General features: G+C 70.9%; 16 protein-coding genes. 4 read left to right on the top strand and 12 right to left on the bottom strand.

Annotated elements, in window-relative coordinates; translation table 11 throughout:
* Positions 1 to 8 precede the first annotated feature (8 nt).
* A complete protein-coding gene (locus AB0J74_RS24440; protein WP_363451640.1) occupies positions 9 to 947 on the top strand; it encodes an NAD(P)H-quinone oxidoreductase in 939 nt (312 codons plus the stop codon).
* Here the strand turns inward: AB0J74_RS24440 and soxR are convergent.
* Together soxR and AB0J74_RS24430 are read right to left on the bottom strand one after the other, a co-directional pair.
* Positions 934 to 1,398, bottom strand: a complete 465-nt coding sequence (gene soxR, locus AB0J74_RS24435; protein WP_363451755.1) for a redox-sensitive transcriptional activator SoxR — start codon at positions 1,396 to 1,398, stop codon at positions 934 to 936. The two genes, AB0J74_RS24440 and soxR, sit on opposite strands and share 14 nt — an antisense overlap.
* A complete protein-coding gene (locus tag AB0J74_RS24430; RefSeq protein WP_363451638.1) occupies positions 1,395 to 2,081 on the bottom strand; it encodes a glycosyltransferase family 2 protein in 687 nt (228 codons plus the stop codon). Before AB0J74_RS24430 ends, soxR begins: the two co-directional genes overlap by 4 nt.
* Before the next feature lie 194 nt (positions 2,082 to 2,275).
* Between AB0J74_RS24430 and AB0J74_RS24425 the strand changes: the two genes are divergently transcribed.
* Entirely contained in the window at positions 2,276 to 3,838 is a 1,563-nt protein-coding gene (locus tag AB0J74_RS24425) for a ricin-type beta-trefoil lectin domain protein (protein ID WP_363451636.1), read from the top strand.
* A gap of 39 nt (positions 3,839 to 3,877) precedes the next feature.
* On the opposite strand, the gene AB0J74_RS24420 is transcribed toward AB0J74_RS24425, so the two are convergent.
* The 5 genes from AB0J74_RS24420 to AB0J74_RS24400 all read right to left on the bottom strand — a co-directional run bounded on the left by AB0J74_RS24420 (position 3,878) and on the right by AB0J74_RS24400 (position 8,502).
* On the bottom strand, positions 3,878 to 4,477 hold the full coding sequence (locus AB0J74_RS24420; RefSeq protein ID WP_363451634.1) for a hypothetical protein: 600 nt from the start codon (positions 4,475 to 4,477) through the stop codon (positions 3,878 to 3,880).
* A gap of 64 nt (positions 4,478 to 4,541) precedes the next feature.
* Entirely contained in the window at positions 4,542 to 5,951 is a 1,410-nt protein-coding gene (locus AB0J74_RS24415) for a HAMP domain-containing sensor histidine kinase (RefSeq protein WP_363451632.1), read from the bottom strand.
* Positions 5,944 to 6,636: a response regulator transcription factor gene (locus AB0J74_RS24410; protein WP_363451630.1), complete on the bottom strand. Its 693-nt coding sequence runs from the start codon at positions 6,634 to 6,636 to the stop codon at positions 5,944 to 5,946. The genes AB0J74_RS24415 and AB0J74_RS24410 overlap by 8 nt, the downstream gene beginning before the upstream one ends.
* 46 nt (positions 6,637 to 6,682) lie before the next feature.
* Entirely contained in the window at positions 6,683 to 7,237 is a 555-nt protein-coding gene (locus AB0J74_RS24405; RefSeq protein WP_363451628.1) for a hypothetical protein, read from the bottom strand.
* Positions 7,238 to 7,329: 92 nt separating this feature from the next.
* Entirely contained in the window at positions 7,330 to 8,502 is a 1,173-nt protein-coding gene (locus AB0J74_RS24400; protein ID WP_363451626.1) for an acetyl-CoA C-acyltransferase, read from the bottom strand.
* Between the two features lie 70 nt (positions 8,503 to 8,572).
* Between AB0J74_RS24400 and AB0J74_RS24395 the strand changes: the two genes are divergently transcribed.
* On the top strand, positions 8,573 to 8,980 hold the full coding sequence (locus AB0J74_RS24395; protein WP_363451624.1) for a PH domain-containing protein: 408 nt from the start codon (positions 8,573 to 8,575) through the stop codon (positions 8,978 to 8,980).
* Here AB0J74_RS24395 and AB0J74_RS24390 read toward each other — a convergent pair.
* Positions 8,970 to 9,911 (bottom strand): rhomboid family intramembrane serine protease, encoded by a 942-nt coding sequence (locus tag AB0J74_RS24390; RefSeq protein ID WP_363451622.1) that lies wholly within the window; start codon positions 9,909 to 9,911, stop codon positions 8,970 to 8,972. The genes AB0J74_RS24395 and AB0J74_RS24390 overlap by 11 nt on opposite strands.
* A 27-nt stretch (positions 9,912 to 9,938) precedes the next feature.
* Complete coding sequence (locus AB0J74_RS24385) at positions 9,939 to 10,469, bottom strand: peptidylprolyl isomerase (protein ID WP_363451620.1); 531 nt, start codon at positions 10,467 to 10,469, stop codon at positions 9,939 to 9,941.
* 154 nt (positions 10,470 to 10,623) lie between these two features.
* On the opposite strand from AB0J74_RS24385, the gene AB0J74_RS24380 reads away from it, so the two are divergent.
* Positions 10,624 to 11,289 carry a hypothetical protein gene (locus tag AB0J74_RS24380; protein WP_363451618.1) on the top strand — a complete coding sequence of 222 codons (666 nt, stop codon included), beginning with the start codon at positions 10,624 to 10,626 and terminating at the stop codon, positions 11,287 to 11,289.
* 67 nt (positions 11,290 to 11,356) lie between these two features.
* On the opposite strand, the gene corA is transcribed toward AB0J74_RS24380, so the two are convergent.
* The 3 genes from corA to AB0J74_RS24365 form a co-directional block, all read right to left on the bottom strand.
* On the bottom strand, positions 11,357 to 12,490 hold the full coding sequence (gene corA / locus AB0J74_RS24375; protein WP_363451616.1) for a magnesium/cobalt transporter CorA: 1,134 nt from the start codon (positions 12,488 to 12,490) through the stop codon (positions 11,357 to 11,359).
* 320 nt (positions 12,491 to 12,810) lie between these two features.
* On the bottom strand, positions 12,811 to 13,905 hold the full coding sequence (locus AB0J74_RS24370) for a PLP-dependent aminotransferase family protein (protein ID WP_363451614.1): 1,095 nt from the start codon (positions 13,903 to 13,905) through the stop codon (positions 12,811 to 12,813).
* Positions 13,906 to 13,928: 23 nt separating this feature from the next.
* Positions 13,929 to 14,921 carry a hypothetical protein gene (locus tag AB0J74_RS24365; RefSeq protein WP_363451612.1) on the bottom strand — a complete coding sequence of 331 codons (993 nt, stop codon included), beginning with the start codon at positions 14,919 to 14,921 and terminating at the stop codon, positions 13,929 to 13,931.
* Positions 14,922 to 14,943: the final 22 nt, after the last annotated feature.

Genomic DNA, 14,943 nt, shown 5'->3' with positions numbered 1-14,943 from the left:
GAAAGGGCATGCGCGCGATAACGATCCCCGAACCCGGCGGCCCCGATGTGCTCACCTGGACCGAGGTGCCGGATCCCGTGCCCGGGCCGGGCGAGGTGCTGGTCAACGTCGTCGCCTCCGCGGTCAACCGGGCCGACCTGCTGCAACGGCAGGGCCATTACAACCCGCCGGCCGGCGCGTCGCCCTACCCAGGGCTGGAGTGCGCGGGTCTGGCGGGCGGCGAGCCCGTCTGCGCGCTGCTCTCCGGCGGCGGCTACGCGCAGCGGGTGGCCGTGCCCGTCGAGCACCTGCTGCCGGTGCCGGCCGGCGTCACGGTCGAAGACGCGGCCGGGCTGCCCGAGGTCGCCTGCACCGTCTGGTCCAATGTGGTGCGTGGCGCGGGCCTGCGCGCGGGCGAGACGCTGCTGGTCCATGGTGGATCGAGCGGCATCGGCACGTTCGCCATCCAACTCGGCAAGGCGCTCGGCGTGCGATTGATCACCACAGCACGCGCCGTGAAGCATGAGGCGTTGCTGGCCCTCGGCGCCGACCACGTCATCGACTATTCCACTGAGGACTTCGTAGAGGTGACCCAGAAGCTGGGCGGTGCCGACGTCATCCTCGACATCATCGGAGCGTCCTATCTGGACCGCAACATCGCCGCGCTGGCGCCCAACGGCCGGCTGGCCATCATCGGCACCCAGGGCGGCCGCCGCGCCGAGCTCGACCTGGGCAAGCTGATGGCCAAGCGGGGAGCGATCTCCGCGACGACATTGCGGGCCCGGCCGGCGGCGGAGAAGACCGAAATCATCAAGGGTGTACGCACGACCGTGTGGCCGTTGGTCGAAGCAGGCCGGATCAGGCCGGTGATCGACCGGCGGATCCCGATGCCGCGCGCAGCCGAGGCACACCGGGTCGTCGAGGAGAACCTGCACACCGGCAAGGTGCTGCTGGTCAATCCCGGGTGACGCGCCGCCCCGCGCGCCGCAGCAGCAGCCGCGGGCCACTGCCCTCGGCCGACAGCCGGTCGTCGGCGTTGTAGAGCTGGCAGCGCTGCATCGACAGGCAGCCGCAGCCGATGCACTCGGCCAGGTCGTCGCGCAGTTCTTCGAGCAGCGCGATGCGCTCTTCGAGTCGGGTCCGCCAGAGCGCCGAGAGCCGGCCCCAGTCGGCCCGGGTCGGCGTGCGGTTGTCGGGGAGTTCGGCCAGCGCGTCGGCGATCTCGTCGAGCGCGACGCCGACCTGTTGCGCGATCCGGATGAAGGCGACCCGGCGCAGCTCAGCGCGGTCGTAGCGGCGCTGGTTGCCGCTGGTGCGACCGGCCCGGATCAGCCCGAGCCGTTCGTAGTAACGCAGGGCGGACGGCGCGACGCCCGACCGCGCGGACAGCTCACCGATAGTGAGCGTCTCGGTGCTCAGCGCTTGCGGCCGCGCTCGCGAGTGAGGATCCACAGTGCTTCGACGCCGTCTTTCCAAGTGATCTTCTTGCCCTCTTCGCGGCCGCGTGCCCGGTAGCTGATCGGCACCTCGTAGGGGCGGATCTTGCGGCGCAGCAGCTTGCCGGTCACCTCGGCCTCCATGCCGAAGCCCTTCGACTTGACGTCGAGCGACCGGTAGAGCGAGACCGGGAGCAGCTTGAAGCAGGTCTCCAGATCGCCGATGTAGGAGTTGAAGAGCACGTTGGCAGCGGTGGTGACGGCCTTGTTGCCCATCACGTACCAGAAGCTGTAGGCGCTGTGGCTGCCGAAGGTGCGGTTGCCGTAGACCACCTTGGCCCGGCCGTCGAGCACCGGGTCGAGCAGCTTCGGGATGTCCATCGGGTCGTATTCGAGGTCGGCGTCGAGGATGACCATGTAGTCGCCCTCGGCGTTGTCGACGGCCGTCTTGATGGCCGCGCCCTTGCCCGCGTTGCGCGGGTGGGTGATGACCCGCAGGCGCGCGTCGTCGGCGGCGTCGAGGATCGCGCCGGTGCCGTCGCGGCTGCCGTCGTTGACCACGACGAGTTCGATCTCGCACGGATATTCCACCGCGAGCGCCTGCTTGAGCGCCTCCGCGATGCGTTCTTCCTCGTTGTAGACCGGCATGAGGATCGAGAGCTTCACGGGAACTTCTCCTGGGCAGGCGACAAATCCGCACCAGCGTACCGGCTAACCGGGAAGATCGTGTTTCACCGCCGGTCCGGTCACCCGCCCGAGGTCGGACCGACCATCTGAGGACTATTCACATATGCGCGTTCATCAGGCTACTCTCCAGTAACTCAATCGATACATTCCGATTGATTGGAAGGAGTGGGTCGATGCGCATCCTCGCCGCAGCGGCGCTCGCCGCGGGCCTCGTCCTCCCGTCCCTCGCCGCCGCCGGTGCTCCCGCGGCCGCGGCCGACCGTCCCACCGTCCAGCCGCTGCCGGCCGACCTCGAGGCGATCCGCGCCGCCGAGGCCAGCGCGCTCTACGGCAGTCCCGGCATCCGTCCCCTCGAAGAGCGCAAGACCGCGCTGGTCACCATGGGTGACAGCGAGATCTCCGGCGAGGGCGTCGGCAACTACGTTCCCGGCACGCACCAGGACGGCAACTGGTGCGACCGGTCCTACGACCAGGCGGTGTTCCGCACCGGCATCGCCTCCGACACCCAGTTCAACATCGCCTGTTCGGGTGCCACACCGTGGAACCTGATCGCCGGCGGTCCGGCCCAGTGGAACGAGCTCAACCAGGGCGACAACCTGGCCATCAAGGCCCGCAACACCCGGATCAAGCTGATCTGGGTGGTGGTCGGCGCCAACGGCGACGGCACGATCCAGTTCGGCCCGGTCGCCACCGACTGCGCCGTCAAGCGGGTGTTCTTCCAGGGTGCCTGCTGGCCGACCTACACCGACGGTTGGACGACCAGGGTCGACGGGTCACGCAACGCGGTCGAAGACGCGCTGCGGGCGATCCGGGCCACGATGACCGGCGCCGGTTACCTCGCCACGGACTACGAGCTCGTGCTGCAGTCCTATCCCAGCCCGGCCAGCCCGGATGTCGAGGACAATCCCGAGTTCCCCGGCTGGTACGCCGGCGGCTGCCTGCTCTACCTCGCCGACCACGCGTTCGCCCGCAACAAGGCGGTGCCGCTGTTCGAACGCGGCCTGCGCCAGGCGGCGGCCGACACCGGCACCCGCTATCTCGACGCCAGCCGCCTCTTCCACGGCCACGAGGTGTGCACCGACAACACCAGCGTCCGCGGCCTGTTCATCGAGGTCGGGATCTGGAACGAGAACGCCGCGCGCCAGTCGTTCCACCCCAACGCTCGCGGCCACGGCATGTTCGCCGAGTGCATGACCGCGTTCTACACCTCCGGGCTGCCCCAGGCGACCTGTGTCGACCCGGCCAGCACGGGCCACGGCACGCTGGTCGACGGCCTGCTCGAGTTCAAGCAGTTGCGCAACGCGGGCACCGGCAAGTGCGTCGACGGCAAGGGCTACGACTCGCGCAACGGCACGGTGCAGCAGTCCTACACCTGCCACGGCGGGCGAAACCAGGGCTTCTGGTACGACCCGGCCCGGCAGTCGCTGCACAGCGAGCTGTCGCACGACCGTTGCCTCGACGTGTCCGGCGGCTCGTTGACCGCCAACACGACGGTCAACATCTACAACTGCACCGGCGGCGCCAACCAGAAGTGGGTCTTCGCCGGCAACCAGCTCAAGGCGGCCGGCAACACCGCGCTCTGCCTGGCCTTCGACAACCCGTTGCTGGGTACGCCGCGCCTGCGGTTGGCCACCTGTGGTTCGAGCACCCGGCAGCAGTGGAGCTTCGAGTCCCGCACCTTCCCGAACCCGGTCGGCTACGGCCACGACGACTTCATCGGCGACCGGGTCTACTGACTGTCGTGGGGGCCCCGGCGGCCCGGGGCCCCCACGGCGCTACTTCTCCCGCGGTATGACGACGAGCCGGGCGCTGCCGCCGTCGCCGGTCTTGGTGCCGGCCACCCCGACCTGCGCACCGACGGCGAGTTCCTTCGGCTGGATCGTGCTGCGCCGCTCGACGACCCGCAGGTCGTCGGCGAAACTCCAGGTGAGGCTGAACCCGTCCGTGCTCTTGACGGTGATCGAGTCCCCGTCGACGGCCGTCACCTGCCCGCGCTGCACCAGCACGGTCTGCGTCGTGCCGTCCTTGGCCCGCACGACCGCCTCGCCGTGCAGCGTGTTCTTCCGCAGCATGACGCGCGCCTTGACCCGCTTGCCCCGATCGCCGTGCCCGTTGCCGTTGCCCTTCCCCTTGGCCGCCGGCGACGGCGAAGCCCCGGGCGACGGCGCCTGTGCCTGCAGTTCCGCCAGCTCAGCCGGCGTGATGTCGTCCGGGTCGAACCCCATGGCGGCCAGCGCCTCGCCCTCGGCACCCATCCCGGCCACGACGTCGAACGCCTGGTCGGCCACCTGTCCGCTGCCGCCGGCGAGCCCGCACCCGGTCAAGCCAAGCCCGACAACCGCGACCAGCCCAATTCCCGCAAGCCAACGCCTCATGGTTCTCCCTCTCCTCGAACACTTGCGACCACGATCGGCGACGTTCGCGTGGGCGGGGTCAGGCCTAGGTAAGAGGTTGGTAAGGCTGCTGGGGCAGAGCGATGGTGAAGCGGGCGCCACCCTCCGGGGCGTGGCCGGCCTCGATCCTGCCGCCCAGGCGGCGGACCAGGCCGTGCACCAGGGACAGGCCCAGGCCGCTGCCGCCCTTGCGGATGCCGTCGTAGCGCTGCCGCAGGGCGCCGCGTTCGAAGACCACCCGCAGGTCGTCGTCGGTGAAACCGGGGCCGCCGTCGCGGACCTCGAGGATCGCGCCGCCGCCCGGGTCCGGGCGGGCCGACAGCACGATCGGCGCACCGGCCGGGACGATTCGCAGGGCGTTCTCGAGCAGGCCGTCGAGGATCTGGCGGGTGCGACCGGGGTCGGTGAACGCCGCCACCGGATGGCCGGGCAACTCGACGCCGAGCGGGACCCCGGCGGCGGCGCAGCGTGGGCGCCAGGTCTGTGCCGTCTCGGTGACGATCGCCGACAGGTCGACCGGCAACGGGGTCAGCGGGAAGTCGACCGCGTCCAGGCGGGCCAGCGCGAGCAGGTCGGTGACCAGGCGGTCGAGCCGGGACGCCTCGTCGAGCACCGTGCGGCCGGCGGCCGCCGCGCCGTCGCCGTCGATCACGCCGTCGGCCAGCGCTTCCGCGTAACCGCGGATGGCGGTCAACGGGGTACGCAACTCGTGCGACACCGAGAGCAGGAAGTCGCGTTGCCGGCCCTCGCTGGTCGACAGCGCCTGGGCCAGGCCGTTGAGGGCGTGCGCCAGGTCGGCCGCCTCCTGCGGCTGCTCGACCGGCACCCGCACCTGGCGGTCGCCGCCGCGCAACCGGACCGCGGCGGTCGCGGCATTGCGGATCGGGCGGGCCAGCCGCCGGCCCAGGAGCGCGCCGGCCAGCACGCCCGCGGCCAGCCCGGCGAGCAGCGCCAGCCACAGGTTCTGGCCGACGTCGCGCCAGACGCCGGTGGCCCGCGGATGGGTCAGCACCACCGCGTTGCCGTTGCTGTTGAGCGCGCGGGCCTCCACGAGGGACGGTACGCCGGCGACGACACCGCGGCCCGAGAACGACTCGCCGGCCGCGGCCTCGCGCAACACCGACGGCGGCAGGCCGGGCTGGTCGGGCACGCCGCGGCGCAGCACGAACAGCGAGATGTCGCGCTTGCGCAGCGCGTCGAGCAGTTTTTGGTCGCCGGCCGGCCGCGGTGTCGCGCGCAGCGCGGCGGCCACCACGGTGGCCTCGGTGGCCAGCGACTCGCGGGTGCGCTCCTCGACCGCGCGGGCCGCCAGTGGGATCGCCACCAGCGCGGTGACCAGCACCGAGACCAGCGCGACCGCGCAGCCGACCAGGACCGCGCGGGAGGTCAGGGTGCGCGCCACCCGGCGACCGGTGCGCTCGCGGATCACCTGCAGGGGAACGGTCAGGTCAGCCATCGATCGCGTACCCGACGCCGCGGTGGGTGCGGATCAGCGCGCCGGCCGCGCCCAACTTTCCGCGCACCTGGGCGATGTGCACGTCGACCGTCCGGGTGCCCGAATGGGACGCGTATCCCCAGACCGCCGCCAGCAACTCCTCACGGGTGAACACCCGGCCCGGGCGGCCGACCAGGTGCGCCAGCAGGTCGAACTCGGTGGAGGTGAGCAGCACGGGCGTCCCGGCGACGGTCACGCCCCGGCGCGCTGGATCAAGCGTCAGCGGGCCGACCGTGCGCGGACGGTCGGCGGCGGCAGCGACGCCGCCCTCGGCCCGGCGCAGCACCGCGCGCAGCCGGGCGACCAACTCGCGGGGCGAGAACGGCTTGGTGAGGTAGTCGTCGGCGCCGAGTTCGAGCCCGACGATCCGGTCGACCTCGTCGTCGCGGGCGGTCAGGAAGATGACCGGGGTCCAGTCGCCGGCCTCGCGGAGCCGGCGGCAGACCTCGGTGCCCGACATGCCGGGCAGCGCGATGTCGAGCACGCAGGCGACCGGCCGGACCCGGCGGGCGGCCGCCAGGCCGGCGTCCCCGTCGTGTTCGACGTGCACGCCGAACCCGTCCCGGCTCAGATAGAGCCGGACGAGGTCCGCGATCGCCCGCTCGTCTTCCACGACGAGCACGAGCCCTGATGGCCGGTCACTCACGGCCCCATCATGGCCGACCGGCGTACGCCGTTATGTAAGGGCTTTGTTAGAAGGCCACCGCGAGGTCGCGGCGCGACCGTCCCAGCGACTCCCAGGCGCCCGTGTCACGCCGGAGCGCGGCGCTGGTGGCGGCGGCCGGGGAATTGACCCCGGCCGCCGTCCCGGCTCCCACGCGGACGGTGCGCGGGCGGAAGACGTGGCTGAGCAGCGCGTCCAGGTGCCACACCTGCTTCGCGTGGCCGACCCGGATCCAGAATCGCTCCCGCACCCCATCGACGGCGGTCGCCGCCAGCTCAACCGCGGAGAGCCGCGGATCGGGGTTCCACGTCACGTTGCCCAGGTGGCCCAGCTCGGTGTTCAGATGCAGCCGGAGGCGGTGCAGCATCCGCGACTCGTGGGTCACAACCAGGCGGCGATAGGTCAAGAGCAGTAGGTATTCGCCCTGCGCGGGGCGGTCGGCGCGGGTGCACCGGGCCACCAGCGCGGCGGTGTCGTCGGCGGCGACACAGCGCCGGAAAACCGGCAGGTGCCTGCTGACGGTGGGGAGGGCCACACCGGCTTCCGCGGCGGCTGGCAGGAACGTACGGGAGAAGACGTCCATGCCACACACAACGACGCGCCTCGCTGGAGAGTCGCGGCCTGCTCGGTCGCGACTTCCTTAAACCTCCATTAGGATCTTTACCCCAAGAGGGACTAAAGCGCCTCGATGATGGTCGCGTTGGCCATGCCGCCGCCCTCGCACATCGTCTGCAGTCCGTAGCGGATCCCGTTGTCGCGCAGGTGGTGCAGCATCGTCGTCATGATCCGGGCGCCGGAACCGCCGAGCGGGTGACCGAGTGCGATCGCGCCACCACGCGGGTTGAGTCGGGCCGGGTCGGCCTCGGTTTCGGCCAGCCAGGCCAGCGGCACGGGCGCGAACGCCTCGTTGACCTCGTACACGCCGATCTCTTCGATGCCCAGGCCCGCGCGCCGCAACGCCTTCGCGGTGGCCGGGATCGGCGCGGTCAGCATGACGACCGGGTCGTCGGCCGCGACGACGGCGGTGTGGATCCGGGCCAGCGGGCGCAGGCCGTGTCGGGCCGCCCACTCGCTGGTGGTCACGGCCAGGGCGGCCGCGCCGTCGGAGATCTGCGACGCGGAACCGGCGGTCACCACGCCGTCGGCGCGGAACGGCGTCTTGAGCTCGCCCAGCTTTTCCAGCGTGGTGTCGCGGCGGATGCCCTCGTCGCGGGTGACCTTGCCGCCGTCGGCGGTCGCCACCGGCGCGATCTCGGCGTCGAACAGGCCGGCGTCTTGCGCGGCGGCCGCTTTCTGGTGGCTGGCCAGCGCGTACTCGTCGAGCCGGCGCCGGTCGAAGCCCCAGCGCTGGGCCATCATCTCCGCGCCGACGCCCTGGCTGAACGGCACCGGGTCGTCGGCCGCGAACCCGTCGTGGTCGCGGTAGCGGGCACGCACCTGGTCACCGAACGCGTTGCCGTCGCCGATGCTCGAACCCATCGGCACCCGGCTCATCGACTCGACGCCGCCGGCGACCACCAGGTCGGCCTGGCCGGCGATGACCGCAGCGGCGGCGAAGTGCACGGCCTGCTGGCTGGAGCCGCACTGCCGGTCGAGGGTGGTGCCGGGGACCGCCTCGGGCCAGCCGGCGGCGAGCACCGCGGCCCGCGCGATGTTCCACGACTGGTCGCCGACCTGCGAGACGCAACCCCAGACCACGTCGTCGACCTCGGCCGGATCGAGCGCGAGGCCCTCGGCCAGGGCACGCAGGGCATGCCCAGAGAGATCAACCGGGTGTACGCCGGACAGGCCGCCGTTGCGACGCCCGACCGGAGTTCTGACCGCACCGACGATGACCGCGTCCCGCATGATTACTCCCCGGTAACGTGAGCCCTGACCGAATCCTACGTCGGTGGCGCGGGCTGGAATGCTTGTCCCCGTGACCTCTCACTGGCGAGTGCCGGCCTCGTTACCGGTCGTCAAGCTCGGCGGCGCGGCGCTGCTGCTCCTGATCGGCCTGCTGTTCGCCACCGATGCGGTCACGCTGGCCGTGGCCGTGGTGGCCGCGGCCGGGCTGGCCCTCTGGGGCGCCCGGGACCTGATCGCGCGGGAGCGCCTGGCCGCTGACGAGACCGGGCTCGTGGTCGTCACCGGGTTCGCCGCACGGCGGCACATCCCCTGGCCAGCGGTCGAGAGGATCGCGGTCGAGCGCCGCCCGCACGCCGGCATCCGCACCGAGACACTGGAGATCGACACCGGCGACGCGGTGCACCTGTTCAGCAAGCACGACCTGGGCGCGCCGCCGGAAGAGGTCGCGGCGGCGCTGGATCAGGTGGCTAGGCGGTGACGCTGGCGACCTTGGCCACCGTCAGCCCGATCAGCGCGACCAACACGATGCCGCAACCCACCGCCTGGATAAGAGTGCGCCGCTCCCTGGGCGCGTAGGCGAGGATCGCGCCCACCAGGCCGCCGGTCACCAGGCCGCCGACGTGGCCCTCCCAGGAGATGCCGCTGACGGTGAACGTGATCACCAGGTTGATCACGAGCACCAGGAGAATCTGACGGGTATCGCCGCCGAGCTTGCGGACGATGACGAAGAACGCCGCGAACAAGCCGAAGATCGCGGTGGACGCGCCGGCGCCGAGGTCGTTGGGGCTGATCAGCAGCGAGGCGACGTTGCCGCCGATGCCGGCGATCAGGTAGAGGGCGAGGAACCGCCACGGGCCGAGGACCGTCTCGAGATTGCGACCAAGCATCCAGAGCGCCCACATGTTCACCGCGAGATGCAGGATCCCGTAGTGGATGAACATCGCGGTCAGCAGGCGGTAGTAGTTGCCGTCGTAGATGCCGCCGAACACATCGCCCGAGCCCGGGAACGCACCGAGCGCGACCCGGCCGTCGGTGAGCAGCGTTACGGGTGGCCCGACGACTCCGCCGAACGCCTGCAGCTTGCTGGCCGAGGTGAACAGGCCGCCGCCGCCAACGAGTGAACCCGTGCCCGCGAAGGCCAGGCCGATCAAGGCGACCAGCACGTTGAGGCCGACGATGGTCTTGGTCACGTACCCGGAGCGGCCGGCCACGCCGCCGCCGAAGGCGGTGCGCGCCGACCGCTGGGTCCGGCGTCCTTCCGAGACGCACTCCGGGCATTGGTGCCCGACCGAGGCTTCTCGCATGCAGTCTGGGCATATCGGGCGGTTGCAGCGTGTGCAGCGCACCCAGGTCTCCCGCGACGGGTGGCGATAGCAGACCGGCGCCGCCGTCGGGGGCGATTCACTCATGCCAAGAAAGGTACCTGGCTCCGTCGATCAGCTGTTGACCCGCTGGATCTCCACGCGCTCGATCACGACGTCTTCGAGCGGACGGTCGCTGTGGTTGGTCGGGGTGTTCGCGATCGCGTCGACGACCTTGGCCGACTCCTCGTCAGCCACCTGGCCGAAGATGGTGTGGCGGTTGTTGAGGTGCGGCGTCGGGCCGACCGTGATGAAGAACTGCGAGCCGTTGGTGCCGGGGCCGGCGTTGGCCATGGCCAGCAGGTAGGGACGGTCGAAGCGCAGCTCCGGGTGGAACTCGTCGCCGAACTCGTAACCCGGGCCGCCGCGGCCGGTGCCGGTCGGGTCGCCCATCTGGACCATGAAGCCGGAAATCACCCGGTGCGAGATGGTTCCGTCGTAGTAGGGACCGTTGCCCTTCTGCCCGGTGCGCGGGTCCACGTAGTCGCGGGTGCCCTCGGAGAGTTCCACGAAGTTGCGCACCGTCTTGGGCGCGTGGTTCGGGAAGAGCTCCAGCCGGATCGGGCCGCGGTTGGTATGCAGGGTGGCGTAAAGGGTCTCAGCCACGGGTACTCCTCCATCGTCGGTGAGTTTCAGTTCGATCCTCCCATGTGCCCGTTCCGGCAATGCGGACACGTCCAAAGGTGGAGGATGCAGGAGGAACTACGCCCAGGAAGGTGGGGGTCTGGTGTTTGGTATCCGGCGGAGAACTCATGCCGAGTTGGTCCGATCCGAGCTCGGCGACAGCCTCGAGCACTTGAAGGCGGCCGCCGGCCACGCGGCCGGCGGCGTGACCACCGCGGTCCGGCCGCGGGTCGACGCGGCACGCGAATTCGTGGTTCCGCCGGCAACCCGGGTCCGCGATGTCGCGGGCAGCGGCTGGGAAACGACCCGGTCGTCGGTGCGGCCGCTGGCGTCGGCCGCGAGCGAGAACGCGAAGAAGGCCGCACGCAGGTCGAAAGGCAACAACGGCGGCCGGGCGCAGCGGCTGATCGAGAAGCGGGCGCAGAAGATGACGGAACGGCCGTCGTCCGGCCGCCGCTGGCCGATCATCGCCGCGGTCCTGGTCGCGGGCGCCGCCTTCGGCGCCGCCGCGGTCATGCGCCGGCGTCGCCAGCAGCAGTGGGACGAATACGACCCGAGCCGTTCGCTGGACGCGGCCCGCTCCGGCGGGTCCGGTGGTGGCCGGGGCCACAGCCACGGCCGGATCGGTGACGTGGCCGACGCGGCCCGCACGTCGGTGAAGACGGCGGCGTCGACCGCCAAGGGCGCCGCCAACTCGGCACGGGAGAAGCTCTCGTCGACGTCGAGTCAGACGCCCCGGCCGACCACGACCGACCCGACGGCCAGCAGCGACCACATGCGCTCGCCCAACGGACACGCCTGAGCAAACGGCAGACGGGAGGGCCACCCGGCGACGGGTGGCCCTCCCGTTGGCTTTCGCGACGGCGCGGTCAGAGCCAGCCGGAGCGGCGGAACCACCGGTAGAGGACGATCGCGGCGGCCAGCATCGCGGCCAGCGCGGCGGGGTAGCCGTACCGCCACTGAAGTTCTGGCATGTTGTGGAAGTTCATGCCGTAGATGCCGGCGATGAAGGTCTCCACGGCGAAGATGGCGGCCCAGGATGCGATCTTGCGCATGTCGTTGTTCTGCTCGACCGAGACCTGGGCCAGCCGGGCCTGCAGGATCGAGTTGAGCAGGTCGTCATAGCCGTTGACCTGCTCGGCCACCCGGATCAAGTGGTCCTGCACGTCGCGGAAGAAGCGCCGGATCTCCTTGGGCACGTGCCGGTTGGTCGACTCGGTGAGCTGCATGATCGGCCGCAGCAGCGGGACGACGGCCCGCTTGAACTCGACCAGCTCGCGCTTCATCTGGTAGATCCGCTGGATCCGACCGTGCACCTGGCGGGCGAAGACCTGGGTCTCCAGGTCGTCGAGGTCGGTCTCGACCTGGTCGCTGACCTCGAGGTAGAGGTCGACCACGTGGTCGGCGATCGCGTAGGCGACCGACCACGGGCCCTGCGAGAGCAACTCCTTGCGCTGCTCCAGCCCGGCCCGCACCGGCGACAGCTTGCAGGCGTCGCCGTGGCGCACGGAGATCACGAACTCGGGCCCGATGAAGAGCATCACCTGCCCGGTCTCGACGACCTCGGTGTTCTCGGTGAGCTCGCCGCTGTGCCGCACGTAGCGCGCGGTGCGCAGGACCAGTGAGTTGATCTCGCCGAACTGTTCGAGCTTGGGCCGCTGCTCGACGCTGACCGCGTCTTCCACGGCCAGTTCGTGCAGCTCGAACGTCTCGGCGATGCCGGCCATCGTGGTCAGGCTGGGCTCGTGCAGGCCGATCCAGACGAAGGCGTTGGTCTCGTCGCGAGCGGCCTGCAGCGCGTCTTCGGGCGTCCACTCGCCGGGCTGGCGCACGCCGTCGACGTAGAGGGCGCAGTCGACGATCTTGTCGCGGCCGGTGAAACCGGGGGGCGGCGAGGGTTTGGGCTCAGCCGGCGCGAGGATGCGGGTCATCGCCCGGACCGGATCACTCCAGGACCTTGTTCGCGAACGAACTTGACTGGTCTTGTCGGCGTCATTTGACATCGACACACCTCCCTCCGCAACCACAACCCGGATCGGGGCCGACTGCAGGCTACGCCTGGAAGGTGGCCGGGACGCGTCAGGATCTCGTCATGATCGCGGCCCCGCCCGGGGGGGCGCCGGGTGGACCGGCCGCGTCGGGGGGTGGGGTGCGAACGGCCCACCCGGCGCCATCGGGGGCGGGGTAGTGCTGAGGGGGCCGGTTTGGGCCGGACCGACCGGTGGCTCGCATTGTTCACCGTCACCCGGCGCCTGGTCAGCCCCTCATCACACGGATGGGGCACTCTGTCGGGAATCCGACAGAGTGCCCTTGCTGACCGCTGTTAGCCCTGGATATCGGCGATGGCCGCGGCGAGGCGGCGCACCCCTTCGTCGATCTGGTCGACGGTCACGGCCGAGTAGGCCAGCCGCAACGCGTGCTTGCCGCCGTCGAGCAGGAAGTCGCTGCCCTTGACCACGGCCACGCCGCGCTGCGCGGCCGCCGGCAGAAGCTTGTCGACGTCGACGGTGTCGGGCAACTCGACCCAGAGGAAATAGCCGCCGTCGGGCTCGGTGAACGAGACGCCCGGGATGTGCTCGCGCAGCGACTCGGCCAGCACCCGGACCCGCTCGCCCAGCGCCTCGCGGACCGTCGCGATCGAGCGGTCGATGTCGCCCGACACGCAGAACTGGTAGACGATCGCCTGGGCGACCATGCCGGGCGAGATGTAGAGGTTTGTGGCCTTCTTGGCGATCTCGGCGATCAGCGCCGCCGGGCCGACCAGGTAGCCGACCCGCACACCCGGGCACACCGTCTTGGTGAAGCTGGACGCGTGGACCACCACGCCGCGGTCGTCCATCGAGAGCATCGACGGCAGCGCCTCGCCGCGGAACCGGATGTCGGCGTAGGGGTCGTCTTCGAAGATCGTGAAGCCGTATTCGGCGGCCAGGTCGAGCAGCGCGCGCCGCTTCTCCAGGGAAAGCGTGACACCGGCCGGGTTCTGATAGTTCGGGATGATGTGCGCGAGCTTCGGCCGCACCCCGGACTCGAGCAGCTTGCGCAGCTCGTCGGTGTCGATGCCGTCCGTCTGGGTGGTCACGGCATGCACCTGGCCACCCTTGTCACGCAGGTTGAGCAGGGTGCGGTCGTAGGTCGGCCGCTCCACGACGACCGCGTCGCCGGCGCCGACCAGGTGGTCGAAGAGGAACGCGTCCGCCTGCAGCGATCCGTTGGTGACCAGCACCTGCTCCGGCGCCACCCCGTGCTTGTCGGCGATCCACTTGCGCAGCGGCAGGTAGCCCACCGACGTGCCGTATGCGGTGACACCACCCGGGTCGGCGTCGAAGGCGCGGACGGCGGCGGCCTTCAGGCCCTCGACGTCGACGATGTCCAGCGAGGGTGCCCCACGGGCGAACGAGATGAGTTGCGCGGCGGTCATGGGTATCCAGCGTAGATGCCAGATCAGCCTGGCAACGTTCGGGCAGTGGGTACTACCCGATCGATCCACCAGGCCAGCTCCGGCTGGTCGGTGGTCTTCGACCAGCCCAACTGCACGAAGGCGCCGAGCAGCGCGAGCTCGAGCTGCCGGTCCCACCAGTCGGCCGTCTTGATCTTCCGGCGCTCCAGCGCGGCGCGGAACGCCTCGATCGTGGCGTTCTTCGACTCGGGCAGCCGGCCGGCGTTGAGCGCGAGATAGCCGGCCAGGTCGACACAGCTGCCGGCGGCGCCGGCCCAGCCCCAGCCGCGCAGGATCGTGCGTCCGTCGGCGGTCGGCCGGGCGTTGCCGAACCGCCAGTCGCCATTGACCAGGGTGGTCGGCAGCCCGTCGAAGGCCGCCAGCAGCGGTGCCGGCTCGACCGCGAGCCCCAGCGCGATCTCGTGTGCCTCGGGCTGGTCGGCGGCGAGCGCGGCCCAGCCGACCACCAGCGCGTCGGCGCCGGAGTTGGCTTCCCGGATGCCGGTCGCGGGGGTCAGCGCGGTGTAGCGGGCGCCCGGCGGCGCCAGCCCGACCGGGTCGGTGAAGTGCCAGAAGCGGGCGTGCAGCGCGGCCATGTGGTCCAGCACCCGATGGTGCATTTCAAGATCAATATCAAAGGGTACGGAGGTCGGCTCGTCGAGGACGAGCAGGTCGGCGATCTCCGTGGCCGGGTCCCAGGCGATGCCGGCGATCGTGTGGTCGACGGTGCGGGGCAGCCGGTCGAGCAACCCGTTCTGCCACAGCAGCACCGTCCAGGGCGGCCGCCCGTCGGCACCGTCGCCCAGGGCGCGCGACACCCAGTCCAGCGGCCGGCCGATCCGTTCCACGTGGAACCGCTCGTCACCGATCAGCAGCACCTCGCCGGCCGAGTCCGGATCGCCACTCGGATCTTCGGCCCGCTCGGTGCGCACCGGCCGCCCGGCGGCGACCGCCTGGATCATCTCGGTCGTCGAGCCGTGGACCGCGCGCCCCGTCATGCTCCCCAGTCTGCCGCGCCAA

The sequence above is a fragment of the Asanoa sp. NPDC049573 genome (assembly GCF_040676615.1).
In the GTDB taxonomy this organism is placed as follows: Bacteria; Actinomycetota; Actinomycetes; order Mycobacteriales; family Micromonosporaceae; genus Asanoa.
This window is presented reverse-complemented; position numbering and strand designations above follow the sequence as displayed.

Bases quoted from the DNA above. Each gene is read 5' to 3' on its own strand.
- AB0J74_RS24390 (WP_363451622.1), bottom strand. From the start codon at position 9,911: ATGAGTGAATCGCCCCCGACGGCGGCGCCGGTCTGCTATCGCCACCCG.
- AB0J74_RS24425 (WP_363451636.1), top strand. From the start codon at position 2,276: ATGCGCATCCTCGCCGCAGCGGCGCTCGCCGCGGGCCTCGTCCTCCCG.
- AB0J74_RS24440 (WP_363451640.1), top strand. From the start codon at position 9: ATGCGCGCGATAACGATCCCCGAACCCGGCGGCCCCGATGTGCTCACC.
- corA (WP_363451616.1), bottom strand. From the start codon at position 12,490: ATGTCAAATGACGCCGACAAGACCAGTCAAGTTCGTTCGCGAACAAGG.
- AB0J74_RS24365 (WP_363451612.1), bottom strand. From the start codon at position 14,921: ATGACGGGGCGCGCGGTCCACGGCTCGACGACCGAGATGATCCAGGCG.
- AB0J74_RS24400 (WP_363451626.1), bottom strand. From the start codon at position 8,502: ATGCGGGACGCGGTCATCGTCGGTGCGGTCAGAACTCCGGTCGGGCGT.
- AB0J74_RS24405 (WP_363451628.1), bottom strand. From the start codon at position 7,237: ATGGACGTCTTCTCCCGTACGTTCCTGCCAGCCGCCGCGGAAGCCGGT.
- AB0J74_RS24415 (WP_363451632.1), bottom strand. From the start codon at position 5,951: ATGGCTGACCTGACCGTTCCCCTGCAGGTGATCCGCGAGCGCACCGGT.
- AB0J74_RS24420 (WP_363451634.1), bottom strand. From the start codon at position 4,477: ATGAGGCGTTGGCTTGCGGGAATTGGGCTGGTCGCGGTTGTCGGGCTT.
- AB0J74_RS24370 (WP_363451614.1), bottom strand. From the start codon at position 13,905: ATGACCGCCGCGCAACTCATCTCGTTCGCCCGTGGGGCACCCTCGCTG.